Annotated in this window: 14 protein-coding genes; 3 read left to right on the plus strand and 11 right to left on the minus strand. The window is 48.8% G+C overall.

Going from position 1 to position 15874, the window contains the following annotated elements; all coding sequences use genetic code 11:
* Positions 1 to 34 precede the first annotated feature (34 nt).
* From FLK61_RS18440 to hemQ, 3 genes are all read left to right on the plus strand, one after another.
* Complete coding sequence (locus FLK61_RS18440; RefSeq protein WP_176010809.1) at positions 35 to 1954, plus strand: oxidoreductase; 1920 nt, start codon at positions 35 to 37, stop codon at positions 1952 to 1954.
* 15 nt (positions 1955 to 1969) lie between these two features.
* A complete protein-coding gene (locus tag FLK61_RS18445; RefSeq protein ID WP_176010810.1) occupies positions 1970 to 2704 on the plus strand; it encodes an enoyl-CoA hydratase/isomerase family protein in 735 nt (244 codons plus the stop codon).
* Between the two features lie 68 nt (positions 2705 to 2772).
* Entirely contained in the window at positions 2773 to 3519 is a 747-nt protein-coding gene (gene hemQ / locus FLK61_RS18450; protein ID WP_176010811.1) for a hydrogen peroxide-dependent heme synthase, read from the plus strand.
* An 865-nt stretch (positions 3520 to 4384) separates the two neighbouring features.
* On the opposite strand, the gene FLK61_RS18455 is transcribed toward hemQ, so the two are convergent.
* From FLK61_RS18455 to FLK61_RS18505, 11 genes are all read right to left on the minus strand, one after another.
* The gene (locus FLK61_RS18455) at positions 4385 to 5221 is read right to left on the minus strand and encodes a MurR/RpiR family transcriptional regulator (RefSeq protein ID WP_249777636.1); all 837 of its coding nucleotides are present in this window, start codon (positions 5219 to 5221) and stop codon (positions 4385 to 4387) included.
* Positions 5191 to 5916 (minus strand): N-acetylmannosamine-6-phosphate 2-epimerase, encoded by a 726-nt coding sequence (locus FLK61_RS18460; protein WP_249777637.1) that lies wholly within the window; start codon positions 5914 to 5916, stop codon positions 5191 to 5193. The genes FLK61_RS18455 and FLK61_RS18460 overlap by 31 nt, the downstream gene beginning before the upstream one ends.
* Positions 5917 to 5958: 42 nt before the next feature.
* Positions 5959 to 6591, minus strand: a complete 633-nt coding sequence (locus FLK61_RS18465) for a YesL family protein (RefSeq protein ID WP_176010812.1) — start codon at positions 6589 to 6591, stop codon at positions 5959 to 5961.
* A gap of 15 nt (positions 6592 to 6606) precedes the next feature.
* Positions 6607 to 7527, minus strand: a complete 921-nt coding sequence (locus FLK61_RS18470; RefSeq protein WP_176010813.1) for a carbohydrate ABC transporter permease — start codon at positions 7525 to 7527, stop codon at positions 6607 to 6609.
* Positions 7528 to 7539: 12 nt separating this feature from the next.
* Complete coding sequence (locus tag FLK61_RS18475; protein ID WP_176010814.1) at positions 7540 to 8397, minus strand: carbohydrate ABC transporter permease; 858 nt, start codon at positions 8395 to 8397, stop codon at positions 7540 to 7542.
* Between the two features lie 83 nt (positions 8398 to 8480).
* The gene (locus FLK61_RS18480) at positions 8481 to 9839 is read right to left on the minus strand and encodes an ABC transporter substrate-binding protein (protein ID WP_176010815.1); all 1359 of its coding nucleotides are present in this window, start codon (positions 9837 to 9839) and stop codon (positions 8481 to 8483) included.
* Between the two features lie 126 nt (positions 9840 to 9965).
* Positions 9966 to 11510 carry an FAD-dependent oxidoreductase gene (locus FLK61_RS18485; protein ID WP_176010816.1) on the minus strand — a complete coding sequence of 515 codons (1545 nt, stop codon included), beginning with the start codon at positions 11508 to 11510 and terminating at the stop codon, positions 9966 to 9968.
* The gene (locus FLK61_RS18490; RefSeq protein ID WP_176010817.1) at positions 11500 to 13023 is read right to left on the minus strand and encodes a DUF4127 family protein; all 1524 of its coding nucleotides are present in this window, start codon (positions 13021 to 13023) and stop codon (positions 11500 to 11502) included. Before FLK61_RS18490 ends, FLK61_RS18485 begins: the two co-directional genes overlap by 11 nt.
* Positions 13020 to 14183: an alpha amylase family protein gene (locus FLK61_RS18495; protein WP_176010818.1), complete on the minus strand. Its 1164-nt coding sequence runs from the start codon at positions 14181 to 14183 to the stop codon at positions 13020 to 13022. The genes FLK61_RS18490 and FLK61_RS18495 overlap by 4 nt, the downstream gene beginning before the upstream one ends.
* Entirely contained in the window at positions 14180 to 15064 is an 885-nt protein-coding gene (locus FLK61_RS18500) for an ROK family protein (protein WP_176010819.1), read from the minus strand. Before FLK61_RS18500 ends, FLK61_RS18495 begins: the two co-directional genes overlap by 4 nt.
* Positions 15061 to 15753: an alpha/beta hydrolase-fold protein gene (locus FLK61_RS18505; RefSeq protein ID WP_176010820.1), complete on the minus strand. Its 693-nt coding sequence runs from the start codon at positions 15751 to 15753 to the stop codon at positions 15061 to 15063. The genes FLK61_RS18500 and FLK61_RS18505 overlap by 4 nt, the downstream gene beginning before the upstream one ends.
* Positions 15754 to 15874: the final 121 nt, after the last annotated feature.

Consider the following 15874-nt stretch of genomic DNA (forward strand, 5'->3'; position numbering starts at 1 on the left):
AATACTCACTCATTTTTCTTAAGGAGGCATTCGTATGTCGTTAGAGCATGTATTTACTCCGCTTACGATTCGCAGTTTAACGCTTCGCTCCCGCGTTATCATGGGCTCGATGCACGTCGGACTTGAAGGTCTGGACCGTGGTGATGAGCGGCTTGTTGCGTTTTACCGAGAACGAGCGAAAAATCACGTTGGACTCATCGTAACTGGTGGAGCCGCCGTAAATCAGGAGGGTAGTGGTGGACGCGACTTTATGACGATTGATAAGGACGAGGATATTGCGCGCTGGAAGCCACTAACTGACGCGATACATGAGGAAGGCGGCGCGATCGCACTTCAGCTCTTCCACGCTGGGCGCTACGCCTATAAGGCGATGACGGGACTTGATCCTGTTGCGCCGAGTGCGCTTCAGTCGCCGATCAATCCTGATGTACCACGCGAGATGACAGAGGACGATATTCTTCGCACGATCGACGAATTTGCCCAAGGGGCCGCACGTGCTAAGGCAGCCGGCTTCGATGCGGTCGAGATTATGGGCTCAGAAGGCTACTTGCTTAACCAGTTCGTCTCCCCAGTCACTAATAAACGTACCGACGCCTGGGGCGGCTCTTTTGAAAATCGCCTACGCCTCCCTGTGCGTATTACTGAAGCGGTGCGCGAAGCGGTCGGCGACGACTTCCCTGTCCTGTTTCGTATGTCCGGTCTCGACTTGATTCCAGATAGCACCACCGAGGGGGAAACGTTAGCATGGGCTAAAGCCGTAGAGAAAGCCGGCGCAGACGTGATCAATGTCGGTATTGGTTGGCACGAGTCCCGTGTTCCGACGATCTCGATGAAGGTACCGCGAACGCATTTTGTTCCCGTCGCCAAACAGCTAGCCGCACATGTGTCGATCCCGGTTGTTGCAAGTAACCGCATTAATGATCCACGTGATGCAGAAATTATTTTATCTGCAGGAGACGTGCAGCTCGTGTCCATGGCACGTCCGTTTCTTGCAGATCCTGCTATTTTAACAAAGGCTAAAAACGGTCAGTTTGATCACATTAACACGTGTATTGCCTGCAATCAGGCGTGCTTAGACCATGTGTTTGAAGGTAAGGCAGCGTCGTGCCTCGTCAACCCAGAGGCCGGTCGCGAGATTGATTTGCCAGTCATTATGGCAGAAACAAAGCAACGGATTTTAATCATTGGTGCAGGTCCTGCAGGACTTGAAACAGCGCGCGTCGCAGCACTGCGTGGTCATGACGTGACCATCGTGGATGAGCGCGACGAGCTTGGTGGACAGCTTAACTATTCGAAGCGCATTCCTGGTAAACAGGAGTTTTACGAAACGCTTCGCTACTACCGTGTGCAGTTAGAGGAACTTGGGGTAAGCGTCGTACTCGGTCACCGCGTGACAAAGGATGACGAGCTCCTATCCGATCACGATCACGTCGTGCTTGCTGCTGGGATATTACCCCGTACACCGCCTATTCCGGGAGTGTCTCGCGCGGTTTCGTACAAAGAGGTATTTGACGGCAAGGTCACGCTTGGCAAGCGAGTAGTGATCATCGGCGGCGGTGGTATTGCCTGTGACTTGGCGCTATTTATCCGCGAGCAGGTGGAGTCGATTACGCTACTGCAGCGTGGAAAGAGCTTTGCGCGTGGAATTGGCAAGACGACGCGCTGGGCGACGCTGATGGAGCTTAAGCAGGCTGGCGTGAAGATGGTCGGTGGCGTTGAGGAATATGTCGGCATGGACGCGGACGGTGTGGCTGTGCAGGTGGATGACGCCGAGGTGCACGTGCCGGCTGATACGGTTATTTTAGCGGCTGGGCAGCTCGTGAACACGGAACTCGCGGAGGATATTGAGGCACTCGGCAAGCAGGTGCACATCATTGGTGGCGCCCGCGATGCGCACGCCTTGGATGCGAAGAAGGCCATTTACGACGGCGCTGTGTTAGCGCGCGCACTATAAAGGAGGAATTTGTTCATGGATAACGTAATGTATACGGTGGATGGGGCGATTGCGACGATTGCGATTAACCGTCCGCACGTCAAGAATGCGATTGATTTAGACTGTCACAAGGAGCTTTACGAGGCTTTTTCGCAGGCGAACGAGGACGATGCGGTGCGCGTGATTGTGTTTACTGGCTCCGGCGATTCATTTTCGGCGGGTGCTGACTTAAAGAGTATTCCGATTCAAGATTTGGCGGACTTTGATCACGGCGATTATTTGGAGGAAACGTATAATAAACTGCTTCGATTAATGGATGCTATTCAGAAGCCGATTGTGGCCTACATGAATGGACTTGCAGTTGGTGCTGGGTTGAGCCTGACGCTTGCGTGCGACTATCGATTTGCGGAGCCGGGGGCTGTTTTTGCACTAAGCTTCCTTAAAATCGGACTTGTACCAGACGCGGGCGCGTCGTATTTTCTCCCGAGATTAGTGGGATTGCAAAAAGCAGTTGAGCTGGGACTAGGCGGCACGATCGACGTCTCGGAGGCGGAGCGCATCGGGCTGATTAACGGCACGGGCTATCCAGCCGAGCTACTGGCACAGCTTGCACGTGTGCCGCAACCGGCATACGGGATGATGAAGGAGAATATGAAGCGCGGATTTGAGGGCACGCTGTCTGAGACACTGACGCTTGAGCGCGATAGCCAGCGCGTCGCCGGGCAATCTCGTGCACATAAAGAAGCCGTACTCGCCTTTTTAAAACGATAGGTTTGGAATTTGCCAGCTTCACTTGTATAATAGACTTTGTGAGAAAAAGTAGAAATGGAGTGAAGAGCATGGCAGAACCGGCAAAAACATTAGACGGTTGGTACGTATTGCATGATTTCCGTTCGATCAACTGGGCAGACTGGAAGCAACTGACAGAAGATGATCGTAACGCTATTTTAGACGAATTCTTTGAGCTTGTAGGCACGTGGGATTCTGTGCAACAAAAGTTTGAAGGTAGTCACGGCATTTACTCAATTCTTGGTCAAAAAGCAGACTTAATGTTAATGATCCTGCGTCCTACTATGGATGAGCTGATTGACATTGAGGCAGCATTTAATAAAACTCGTTTAGCTGAGTTTACAACTCCGACGTACAGCTATGTGTCTGTTGTCGAGTTAAGTAACTACTTGCCTGCTGATAAGGATCCGAACGAAGATCCTGAAATCCAGGCGCGCTTAAAGCCGATCCTTCCAAAGTGGAAGTATGTGTGCTTCTATCCAATGGATAAGCGTCGCGATGGCGATGATAACTGGTACATGCTTTCTATGGAAGAGCGCTCGAAGTACATGCGTAGCCACGGTATGATCGGCCGCACGTATGCTGGTCGCGTTCGTCAAATCATTTCTGGTTCTGTCGGCTTCGATGACTGGGAGTGGGGCGTTACGTTATTTGCACACGACGTGCTTGAATTTAAAAAGCTCGTATACGAAATGCGTTTTGACGAAGTAAGCGCACGCTACGGCGAGTTCGGTAGCTTCTACGTTGGTAAAACGATGGACGACGACGAAGTCCGTCCGTTCTTTAGTGTGAAGTAAAGAAATAGTAGATTGAGTTGCGTTAACCCCCTCATCCTGTTGTGGTGAGGGGGTTTTTGTGTATGGATTGGAACTGACATATGAGGGAATATGTTTTTTATAGTGGGTTTGGGATGTGTTTTGGGGAGTTATGTGCCTCGTTTTGGGTTTATGTTCCTCGTTGTGGATTTATGTGCCGCATTTGGATTTTATGTTCCTGATTGGGCAGTTATGGACTTTGACTCTTGTTTGAACAGCGTTATGTTCCCCATTCCTGTTTTATGTGCCTTATTAGCTTTTTATGTTCCCCATTCAGAAGTTATGGACTTCTTTGATTGAATACGCGCATGGTGTAGCTTTATGCGCGAAATGCCACTGTATGATAAAGATGACTGATGTTATCGCGCTAGTTGAGGTTGAATTAACCGGCTCTCCCTTTAAAATTAAGAGAATTAGCGTGTTAGCTTGGAGTTATGTTCTTTATTTCAAAGTTATGTTCCTCGTTGCAGGTTTATGTGCCGCATTTGGATTTTATGTTCCTGATTGAGGAGTTATGGACTTTGACTCTTGTTTGAACAGCGTTATGTTCCCCATTCCTGATTTATGTGCCTTATTAGCTTTTTATGTTCCCCATTCAAAAGTTATGGACTTTCTCTCTTTTTTTAACAACGTTGTGTTCCCCATTCTCACTCCCCCTCCCCACAACAAAAAACACCCCCAAACGATAGACTTAACGCAAGCCCCGACTCGTTCAGCGATGTTTATACGTGTTTACCTCTTTGCCACTGCTAGCACTTCATTCACCTAAGCTTTTGACCTACCCACAAAGTGGCACTTCATTCACTAGCCTAGTTGTACTTTCGCAATCAACCAAAGCTCCATCAACCTAATAAATCTTATCCACAACCGATTCTGCTGTCTTTTTTCGCATGCGCAACGTCTCTTCCTTCGTTCGTAGAGACAATCCTGTGCATAACAGGTCGATCATAAACAGTTGCGATATTTTTGCTGTAAGCGAGCCACCTTCAAGCGGAGACTCTTTGCCTCCTCCTGGCAAAACAATATCCGCAAACTCTGTAATCGGAGAGCGTGAATAGTAGGTGATCGCAATGACGGTTGCCCCGTTTTCACGTGCGACCTTAAGCGACTGAATCGTGTCACGTGTACTACCGGACACGCTTAGTGCGACCACGACATCGCCTGCGCCAAGTGTCGCTGCTGTCATCGACTGTAAATGAGAGTCTGCGATTGCCTCGGTGATTCTGCCAATACGCAAAAAGCGACTTTTTGCGTCTAGTGCCGTGAGACCCGATGTCCCAACTCCAAAAAAGCAGATCGTTTTCGCATGCTCTAAGTACGTGATGGCAGACTCTAAATCCTGATCGCTTAGCATCGTCGCTGTCTCACGGATTGTTTGAATCGTGTTCGCCTGTACTTTATGAATAAAGTTTTCCTCTTGATCCTCAGCCTCTTCTTCTGAGACAGTTTGCGCTAAGGCAAGCTTAAACTCTTGGTAGCCCTTTAACCCGATCTTACGGCAAAAGCGTAGCACCGTCGTCTCACCCACCCCGACGTGATACGCAAGGTCTGTGACCGAATAATAGAGGGCATCCTCTAAATGATCCAGCACATAGCTTGCTACCTTTTGCTCTGACTTCGTGAGCGAAGGATAATAGCTGTTAATAATGCCTTTCATCGGCTTTTTAATTTGTGTCGTTCCCATGTCTCTCGCTCCTTTGCAATCAAATTGACGAAGCCCTTCGTAATTTGCTGCGGTCGTGTAATCGCAGAGCCCACAACGACGGCGTATGCGCCAAGCTTTAGCATATCTACCGCCTCTTCAGGCGTGCGCACGCGACCCTCGGCAATGATCGGTACCTCTATCTCATTCGACAGTGCGCGAAGTAGCTCTCTATCAGGACCAGCCTGAGACGAATCCGTGTAGGACGTATATCCGGAAAGCGTTGTGGAGATCGCATCGCAGCCAAGCTTTGCTGCCGCAACCCCTTCTGCCACTGTCGAAACATCTGCTAAGACCAGTGTATCATGATCGTGAATAAATGAAACAAGATCCGCCAGCATTTCGCCTCCAGGACGCGCTCGATCCGTTGCATCAATCGCAATCATCTCTACTCCGACCGCAAGAAGCTCCTCCACTTCTGCCTTCGTTGCCGTGATATACACAGCGCTATCCGCATAGTCCCGCTTCACAAGCCCAATAATCGGAGCGTTCGTCACCTTTCGCATCTCCCGAATATCCGCCGCTCCGTTCGCCCGAATCGCAACAGCGCCACCCTCCACTGCTGCTTTTGCCATCTTTGCCATCGTATCTCCGCCGTGCAATGGCTCCTCTGGTAGCGCCTGACAGGAGACGATGAGTCCCCCTTTAATTGTGCTAAGCATTTCCGTGTCTTTCATCTCCATCACCCACTTTTTTAGAAAATCAGTTTGCTATCTACTTTATGAAGAAACCGTCTCTTGATTGAATCTTTCCGCCCGCTTTTCGACCGACATAAAGGCAATTTGTGTGATACATGTGCTCCACAGCGCCATGCAGGCACACGGTAAAAACAGTAGAGACACAGGATAAAATAGGACGGTTGCGGCAATGGCCGTAAGTCCAAGGATTAGTACGACGCACCAGTGAAGGCAGGCCATCATCGTAAAGAAAGCGCGCTTCATCGCTTGCTTAAATGGAACATCGACCAGTAGTTGTATCGTAAACACGCTGAATGCGATACTCAAAAACGTAATGCCGAATAATGCCACGATCAGTGCGTCTGACCAGGCGGTTTGTACAGTGCGAAGTGCGACGATATCTACGATAAGAATCACCGCCACAACGGTCGTCATCACACCAAACAATTGCGCACGTTTATACCTTGAGCGAAAAACCTCCATAAACTTACGAAAAATCGGTACATCTTCTCCTCTTGCCCATGATTTTGTAACAGCAGTCATCGCCACAAGTGCCGGAAAGAAGGAGAAAACGCCTAAGCCAGCAATAACAGCTACGATAAACAGCAGATTCAATTTAACGAGCTTCATAAATCCACCGAGACTAGTAAAAATCACACCAGTTATATTGGTCATCGTGCTTCCCCTCCTTTAACCTTTCACCGAGCTTGAGTAAGCCGCTTCGATAAAGTAGCGTTGTAAGGCAATAAATACGAGTAAAATTGGAATCAGGGCAATCATGGCGCCTGCTGCAATGAGTCGCGTATTCGTAACGAACGTCCCCTCAAGCTGATAAAGCCCTAGCGTGATTGGATACATTGTCGGATCGTTTAAAATTAAGAACGGCCAGAGGAAGTTATTCCACGAGGCGATAAAGCTTAAAATCGCGAGCGTTCCAAGCATTGGCTTTACCATCGGAAACATGATTTTCCAAAAGAGCTGCCAAATGTTTGCCCCGTCAATAACCGCGGATTCCTCGACCTCTTTTGGGATACCCATGAAGGCCTGTCGCATGAGGAAGATCCCGAGAGCCGTCACTGCACCAGGTAGAATAACCCCAGTGAAGGAGCCCATTAGACCGAGCTGGTTAATAATTAAATACACAGGAATCATCGTGACCTCGTTTGGAATCATCATCGTCGCAACGATCGATAGGAAGACAAGATTACGTCCTTTAAACTGCATCCGCGCTAATGGGAATGCTGCAAATGCACAAAGGATTAAAGGCAATAAAACACCGAAAAACGTAAGGATCACACTGTTCCATAGATATAGTGGGATCGGTAGCGTGTTCCAAACGGTGATATAGTTCTCGAAGGTCACTTGGCTTGGAATGAAGGACGGCGGGATTGAGAAGACCGCATCATTTTGACTTTTAAGGGATGTCGAGATCGTCCATAGAAATGGGATGACCGTAATACTTGCGATGACGAGTAAAAAGAAATAGGAGATAAGCTTTTGTGAGAGCTTTCGAGATCGGTAAGATCCCTGTCGCTTCGGTTCCGGTGACGGGAAATGTTTGACGACTGCGCCAGTTGGCGTCTGCGTCTCTTTTGGAGCTGACTGTGCCATTTTTAGCACCCCCTATGCGTTTGGATTTTTGTCTAATAATCGTTGGTTCACAAGTGTCACAAGCATGATGACGGCAAACAGGATAAAGGAGATTGCGCTCGCATATCCCATATTCAGTCGTTCAAATGCCTCTTTAAACACGAGTAACACAACAGTTGTGGAGGAGTTTAGTGGTCCTCCGCCTGTCATCGTCAGCATGAGCGTAAATTCTTTAAATGCACCCATGGTGGAAATAACGGTAACAAAGAAGATCATTGGTTTAATCATTGGAATCGTGATATGGAAATGCTTTTGCCAAAAGCCTGCTCCATCAAGCTCTGCTGCTTCATACAGATCCTTTGGAACACCTTGTAACGACGCTAAGTAAAAGAGCATGTAGTACCCAAAGCCTTGCCAAATCGTAACGAAAGCAAGCGCTGGAATAACAGTCGTAGAACCTGTGAGCCACCCAATCTGCTCAAAGCCAACTAAGCTTAAGAAATAGTTAATGATCCCCTCACGAGCAAACATCCATTTCCACAAAAGTGCGGTTACAACGACGGATACGAGTACAGGGAAGTAAAAGACCAGTCGAAATAGCTTGACGCCTTTTAGCTTTTGGTTGACGAGTATCGCAACAAAAATCGGTAACACAACAAGCGCTGGCGTAACTAAAATCCAGTAGTAAATCGTATTCCACATCGAGCTGTAAAAGAGCGAGCTTTGAAACGCATCTACGTAGTTTGTCAGTCCAACGAATTCTAGCGGACGAAACGGATTATACGACGTGAAGCTAAGTCCGAATGCCATGACGCTTGGTATAAACGTAAAGATAAGTAGCAGGAGCATCGGTAAGGACAAAAATCCCCAAGCGTGCCGCGCTTTATACATAAGCCATCCCTCCATATGTAAATCCCGTTAAAAGCAAGATAGGGCTTGCGAGTCAAACCCACAAACCCTATCCGACATTTCTATTATTGAAGCAGGGCGTTAACCTCTGCCTCCGCCTGATCGAGTGCAACTTGCGGATCCATATCCTCTAAAATAACGCGGTGGAAACTATCGCGAATGATTTCGTTTACTTGCGACACTTGTTCAACAGATGGCGTCATGTTGACGGCATCCTCTAACTGCTGTGCAGCATAGAAACGTCCACGCTCCATCGCATCCTCCGAGTCTTCTCCTTCTGCGAAGAACGGATCCTCCGCAGCCTCTGCTACAGAAGGTAAGACTGATGCTTCCTTACCAAACTCCAGCTGATTCTCTGCGTTTGTTACAAACTTAGCAAATTCGACTGCAGCATCTAAGGAATCACTAGATGATGAGACCGAAATATTCATTGGATTAGCGTGCTGTCGTCCTGCAGGACCTAATAGTGCAGGGGCCGCTAACGACTTTTCGTATACTTCAGGATCTAAGTCATTGACCTGGCGGAATAGTTGCGGTCCAGTTGCCCACCATGCGACACGCTCCTGCGCATAAAGCTCTGGCATCGCTACTTGACCAAGCATGACATCATCAGGGAAAAGTCCAGCGTCATACTGTTCCTTTAGATGCGTCCATAGCTCGACAGCCTCTGGCGTATTGAAGGTAGCGGTTAGAGACTCCTCATCAACCGTAGGAATGTCGTGCTTTGGTAACAGCATATGCATTTGCTCATCTACGACTTCTCCATATGCGCCAGTTGTCTCATAAATCACCTGAGACATTTCCCACGCTTCCTCGTACGTGGATGGTGGTGCATCAAAGCCTGCTTCTGCTAAAATATCCGGGTTATAAATAAGACCGCTCGTCGTTGTGTACCACGGAAGCGCATAAGTAGCACCGTTCACGTAGCCCGTGGTCCATAGACCTTCGAAGAAGTCATCCTTTACGTCTGCCGCTGCTTCATCCATGTTAACAAGCGCCCCGTAGGCCGCGATTTGTTTAACAAAGTCTGTGTTTAAGTTCATTACGTCAGGTAGATCTCCACTTGAGGCCTGTGTTAACACAAGCTGTTCCGCCTGTTCAAACGGCACATCTCGAAGCGTGACATCAACACCAGGATGCATCTCCTCAAAGTCTGCGATCATGTTGTTTAAGTAATCTTCAAATGCTGGTAATAGCGATAGTGTCATAAATTCAATCTCGCCTGACAGTTCAGCGTCTGAAGCGTTGGTAGTTGCGTTTGTATCTCCGTTTGATTGGTTGTCTGCTACCTCATTTGCTTCACCGGCATTACCATTACTTCCGCTAGCCTCTGCATTGTCCTCTGCGTTATCGCCACAAGCAGCTAACAGTAATAACGCCGACCCCATTGTCGTAAGTCCCATCGTCCTCCACTTTCTCATCATCCTAAAACCCTCCCTTTTTTCATACGTGCCTGTTTAAGGATATTCCCTCCAACTTTATATTTAATAACGGATATATCCTCCATAAATCAAATAATAAACGGATCAGTCCTGTATGTCAATTGATTTTTAAGAATATTTTGGAATTAATGATTCCGACCATTTACGCTGCACACCCGAGCTGTCTAGCTGTTCTTGAAAGTCGCTCACAAATTTGCGATCCGCGTATGCCTCCTGCACCGTTCCGCCTCGCTCCACTACACGCGCCGCAAATGCGCCTGCAACCTCACCAATATTCCACTCCACCGGGTGCACGCGGTAGCATCCGTTTGATAATTGCGTCGTCCCAATGTTTTTACATGCTGGCAGTAAATTTTCCGTCTCCTGCGGAATGAGCGCTCCAAGCGGTAGCTCGAATGGATAGCTTCGTGCATAAAACAATCGGTTCGTCTCTGTCGTCGGATGCAGGTCAATATGATAGGATCCTACTCCAACGCTATCCCAGTACGATACAGCCGCTCCCTCCGCCTCGCGCTCCTTAACAGCCAAATCCCTAGCCGTGATGCGGTACTTGGCGTGAATGCGCCTCGCCTCTCTAATATACGGGTACATCGCGAGTCCATCCTTTGTGCCAAGTGCCTCAGACAGCGCAAGCTCCGGATATCCCTTCGTCTTGCCCCTCGGCGCCTCTGTTTGTAACCAATAGACGAGCGAGAGCGACAGCTGCCTTGCCTCCTCTAACCGCCTTTCTTTCTCTTCTTCGGAAACATCGAGAATGGTGCCCATAAAGTAATCATTCTGTGGCCAGTTAAGAAGACTCACATCACGAGTAAATCCGTTGTACAACGACGCATCGATTACCCTACGGTAGCTCCATAGTGGTAGTTCATGGTCCTCTCCAAACAAGGGCAGACGCTTTGGTTCTCCCGTTGCCGCATCCGGTATGTATTCACTTATTAAACGGTGCGGAAAGAAGTCTGGTTGATACGAGGCAAAAAACTCGTACATAGCAGGCTTTTCTATCCTATGCGACTCTCCCTCACGCCATTCTAAGGCTACAATGTGCGTAATTGGTTGCACGTCATTTGGTCTCGCAACCTCAGAAGCATCCTTTTCTAACGTATCCGAACGTGCCTCCGCACCAGTTGTATACGCGGTATTCGTTAAAGGTAGCAGGTCACCAAGCTCTGTGGCATCAATGAATAGCTTCGCCTCCACGACGACTTCCTCTGAGAGACGTCTCACCGTGACAGCATCAATACGCCTTCCCTCCATGTGAGCAGATAGCGGTACCGTTTTCGTCCATATCGTAAGGAGACCCTGCGTTACGTAAGGCGCAAGCATCGACGTTAAAATTGTGTGCGCCACCTTTGGCTCATGCGCAAGTCGACTCACCCAGCCATTGCCCGGGTTTAATAACGGATTCTCCTCCTTTAGCGGATAAAAACGATGGTAGTGATCACGCACCGCCTGTCTAAATGCTAAATAGGACTGCGTCGCGCCCTCCGTCTCGATAAAGGCATGCTCATCTGGCGGCACGCCCTGACTCGTCAATTGTCCACCAATCCAATCCGATTCCTCCGTCAGTAGCACACGCTTCCCGCTTTTAGCAGCAGACAGCGCCGCCATCGTACCACCTATGCCACCACCAATAACCGCGATATCAACCTTCATGCACGACACCTCGCTTCTCAAAAATCGTCACCGTAAATCCAACCTCAAAGGAGCGCTTCCACGGGAAGTACACGTCCCTTATATCCACGTAATAGCCCGTCTGCTCAGTAAATTCCGACGCCTTTTGGAGGAAAATAAGAGAAGCCTCCTGCTCAAACTGCGCATCCCCGTCCTTCACCTGACTTCTGATCTCTTCTCTCGCAAGCGTTTGATACACGTAATCATCAAGTAGACGATGCAAAATAAACGGAGCTGTGCCTCTCTCTGCACGTTTTCGTTGCCTTATTTTTTCCCCAATAAAAACAGCTGTGGCATGTGCAATAACGGTACCGATCGTATTCCCTGCCGTATTCCAGCCGGCATACGACATCAGGTCATCGATCGTAAAGACGTCTAGCATCGCATGGATGAGCGCTTCATCTGCCCCGTTAGCATACGCAACGTCCGCTATTGCGACCGGCTTTGTCTGAGAATAGTAGCGGAGCTTACGTAGCCATTCGTCGATGTGGCGATCGCTCGTATCAACCCCGTTTAATAGGATTCGCAAAGCTAAGTCACCTTGTGTGTGACCAGGCACATTCACGCCCAACACGACGTCCGCCTCTTGAGGCGTCTCGACCGTATGCGATCCAACAGCAAAAATCTGTCCTTTCACCGACTCCATCAGCGGTCGATCCTCGTACATTGCAGGAGACAGTGCCCCCTTTTGCCCACTATAAATCGGATAAAAGGTTGGCGGAGTGATGCCAGTGAGCTCGCTAATGAGCCTTGCTGTTAGAACAGACGACACCTCATCAGCGCCTGGATAAATCGCTACTTGTGAAAATAGCTTCCGTCTCTCGCGCTCGCGTTTTAGCTGTCTCTGTTCGGCAATCTGAAAGCCATACTCTGCTGTATCGTCCTGCGGGAAGACGACGTAGCGTAGCTTCTTCTCCTCTACATAGTCAAATAGCTTCCGAGAAAGCTGTGCGTTACAGCGGCGCGTCTGATGGTAGTCTTCTAAAATCGCTTCAGGAATCTCTTTTTTGCGAGCCTCCACCGCTTCTTTATCGGCTTCTTCTCCGTGTACAAAAAAGCGGTCCTCATGATACGAAAGCTGCCAAATTTTTTCGCCATACTGTGCCCAATAGTCCTTCTCCTCTTCGTTCACGTTGTTATTGGAAAGACGCATCGTCGAGCAAAGTGCCATAACTGGAATCGATGTTTCCACCGATAGCCAGGTAATCATCTCATCAAGCCTAGCCGATAGTGTATCGTAGGATTCGGTGTGAATCCGAGACGGCACGAGCCCACCGTATACGAGCATATCAATCGCAAGCACGATGCCATCGACCTCTTTTGCCACTCGTTTGATCCAGGCATGGATACTCGTAAGCTCCGCTGGCACTTTTAAAAATCCAAGCAACGACTTATCAGGAAGGACAAGCTCATAGCCTGCTTCTTTAGCGATCGATCGTGGCAGGTCATAGGAAACAGGACGGGCATCTATCGGTAATAAGGCGATCTTTTTCATCGTGTGACCTCCTCCTTGTTTACTTCCTCTAAAATGGACCAGTACTGGTAGCCATCTAAATAGACCGTATCAAATATCATGACGCCATCCGATTCCTTTAAAGCCGCCTCTAACGCACGGCGGAACTGCTCCGCATCATCCTTATAGTCCTTCACAAACACGCTTGCTAGAAACGGGACGTTGCCACAAAAAGCTTCCTTACTGAGCTTGGCTGCACCCGTAACACTTTGCCACTCTGGCTTACCCTTTGCTTTTGCCTCTTCTTCTGTGACTTCATGGTAGTAGCATCCTGTCATCATAAAATCAAAGAAGTCGGCAATCGCCGCCTCATGGAAGGTGTCAGATGTCCATTCATAGGTGGGACGAAAATCCTTACTCGCCCAGTTGACCCCTTCCCCGAAATACACGGGATACCAAGAGCCTACATAGTTAGCAACGCCTAGACCGTGTTTTCTCACTAACGCAGTCGCCTCGCGCACAAAGCGCTGAATATTCCGCGCGCGCCACTCCGCCCAAAGCGGGAATAATTCGCGTAACAGGGGTCCGTCGGACGTTTTTAACACGATATCATCAGGGAAATGCGTAACCTTGTGCCCTAAGAAATCCTCAAACTCAAGGCGACTTCGATCACTCACATCGCCATACACATTCGGATACCGACAGCGATCTAAAATAATCCCCTCTATCTCATAGGTTGTCGCGACATGAGAGAGCACATCGAGCTCATGCTGCACGACATCCAGGTGATTTGGATCCACAAATACCGTTGCCGAATCGTCGTATTCATGCGCAGATGACGCAGCGCCAATTAACGTTGCCTGCCAGTCCGGATGATCAAAGGCGATCCCTTGTTTAGGACCTGCCATCCCTTCTGCAAAAATGTTCATATTGACGTGTGTGCGAATGCACGAATTTGTTGCCATATCCACCCACTCCGCAATAAAATCGCGACCCTTCCACGCTTCATAGCCAGCTAGCGTACTAATATGATGCGTGCTGGCATGATAAAACGTCGTTTGCCCATAAGGCACCTTTCCGTCAATGACGATATCGGTGACGCCAGCGCGCTCGGCCTTTTCTAACAGCTCTTGCTGCGCTTCCTTTTTCACTAAACGTGGTCCATTTGCTAAAAAATCGACCCATAAAATAATCCTCTTCATGCTTTCCCCTCCCGCTCAAATGCTAGTAGTCCCGCTCCAATTACCCCTGCATATTCTTTTTGTGAAACGTGGTACGTGACTGGTTTTACTAATGACGACATGCCTCTTTGAGACACCTGCTCCATCACGCTGCTAATAAACCCCTGCTGCTTTGTCGCTACGCTCCCTCCTAAAATAAGGTGACTTGGATTGTAGCAGTGGATGAGACTAACGATCGCGGTTGAAAGAGCCTGTTCCGCCTCATCAATGATGCGTGTAGCTCTTTTTTCTCCAGCTAACGCACGTGAAAAGATCTCTCCTGCATGCGTGGCCTCGCCGCCTGCCTTCAGGTAACGCTTATGTATACCAATTCCGGATGCATACTGCTCGACGCATCCACGACCACCACAGTTACATGGCTCGCCGTTAAAATTTACGCTCATATGACCAAACTCCGATGCGCCACCCCATTCGCCAGATAATAGTTGGCCGCCGATGTAGGCAGCACCCCCAATTCCAGTACCGAGTGTCAGTGCAAGCACGTTTTTATGGGCGCCCTTCTCCGCTAGTAAAAACGTATGGACGTCGTTATCCACGTAAGTGGGGAGGTTCGTCTGCTGTTGGATGTACTCGCAGATAGGGACGTTGTTCCAATCCGTAATGTTGTCCGTTCCAGAACGAATAATGCCTTGATTCACATCAATTTGGCCAGCTGAGCCTATGCCGATCGCGCTAGCTGTGTGGGCGTGTTGCTTTACTTGGTCGACAACTGCGCTTAGGACGGCATCTCTCGACTTAGTTGGTGTTTCAATCTCCGTTGAATGTACGAGGGTACCGTCCTCCTGAACAAGACCTATCGCAATCTTGGTCCCACCAATATCAATGCCGATTGCCTGCTTCATACGCGCTCCCTCCGTTCTTCGAAAAATTCGAGCACATCAGGGAGTGTCTGCTCCCAAAACGTCCATAGGTGTTCATCATCTGTTTCGATAAATGTTAGATTAGTATGGACATGCCAGCTAGAGGCAACCTGACAGTTCCAGTGATAAAACCATTTTTGCTCGCCGGTTCGCGGACTGACAAACGCATCTTCCTTCCTCCCAATCAGCTGATAGACGTGCCAGTGTGGGGCAGGAGTGATCGCCAGCTCCCTTTCTGAAAATGCAGCAGACTGCAAGAGGAGGTGGGACCACTGTGCAGGATGCTTTTTTGCTATGTATACATTCACCAGACCACCTAACGAATCTCCTAAGAGCCCTCGCTCAGTTAGCTCGATCCCCTTTTGCTGACACACATACGTGATTTCAGGAATGAGCGTTTCATTACACCATGTGCAAAACGCCTCAAATAATTTTCCCTCTGGATGATAGAGTTCAAATCGGTCCTTTGAAGAGGCGGGTGATAAGAGCACGTAGATCGTATCAGGCTTGTAGTGACACGCGATGCCGCCAAGCTCGACGTAATCGGCTCCATCCTGTACGAGTAGGAGTTTTGCTTGTTGTTTGGCGTTTTTTGAGTAGACGATTTGGACGGTTAGTGCTTTTTGTAGGTCGTTGTCGCGTATGTGCATGTCGCATGTTTGTGTGGTCAAGGTTGTCACCCCTTTTGTGGTTAAGTTTTGCCTAGTTTTAGTGAAACAGCTCTTCGAGCTGAATTGCCTAAGAGCAAACTAGTTTAAGAGCAAGATGATAAAGTACCACTTAGCTTCGTTC

Origin of the sequence: Paenalkalicoccus suaedae (assembly GCF_006965545.2) — a bacterium.
In the GTDB taxonomy this organism is placed as follows: domain Bacteria; phylum Bacillota; class Bacilli; order Bacillales; family Salisediminibacteriaceae; genus Paenalkalicoccus; species Paenalkalicoccus suaedae.

Bases quoted from the DNA above. Each gene is read 5' to 3' on its own strand.
- FLK61_RS18440 (WP_176010809.1), top strand. From the start codon at position 35: ATGTCGTTAGAGCATGTATTTACTCCGCTTACGATTCGCAGTTTAACG.
- FLK61_RS18445 (WP_176010810.1), top strand. From the start codon at position 1,970: ATGGATAACGTAATGTATACGGTGGATGGGGCGATTGCGACGATTGCG.
- hemQ (WP_176010811.1), top strand. From the start codon at position 2,773: ATGGCAGAACCGGCAAAAACATTAGACGGTTGGTACGTATTGCATGAT.
- FLK61_RS18455 (WP_249777636.1), bottom strand. From the start codon at position 5,221: ATGGGAACGACACAAATTAAAAAGCCGATGAAAGGCATTATTAACAGC.
- FLK61_RS18460 (WP_249777637.1), bottom strand. From the start codon at position 5,916: ATGAAAGACACGGAAATGCTTAGCACAATTAAAGGGGGACTCATCGTC.
- FLK61_RS18465 (WP_176010812.1), bottom strand. From the start codon at position 6,591: ATGACCAATATAACTGGTGTGATTTTTACTAGTCTCGGTGGATTTATG.
- FLK61_RS18470 (WP_176010813.1), bottom strand. From the start codon at position 7,527: ATGGCACAGTCAGCTCCAAAAGAGACGCAGACGCCAACTGGCGCAGTC.
- FLK61_RS18475 (WP_176010814.1), bottom strand. From the start codon at position 8,397: ATGTATAAAGCGCGGCACGCTTGGGGATTTTTGTCCTTACCGATGCTC.
- FLK61_RS18480 (WP_176010815.1), bottom strand. From the start codon at position 9,839: ATGATGAGAAAGTGGAGGACGATGGGACTTACGACAATGGGGTCGGCG.
- FLK61_RS18485 (WP_176010816.1), bottom strand. From the start codon at position 11,510: ATGAAGGTTGATATCGCGGTTATTGGTGGTGGCATAGGTGGTACGATG.
- FLK61_RS18490 (WP_176010817.1), bottom strand. From the start codon at position 13,023: ATGAAAAAGATCGCCTTATTACCGATAGATGCCCGTCCTGTTTCCTAT.
- FLK61_RS18495 (WP_176010818.1), bottom strand. From the start codon at position 14,183: ATGAAGAGGATTATTTTATGGGTCGATTTTTTAGCAAATGGACCACGT.
- FLK61_RS18500 (WP_176010819.1), bottom strand. From the start codon at position 15,064: ATGAAGCAGGCAATCGGCATTGATATTGGTGGGACCAAGATTGCGATA.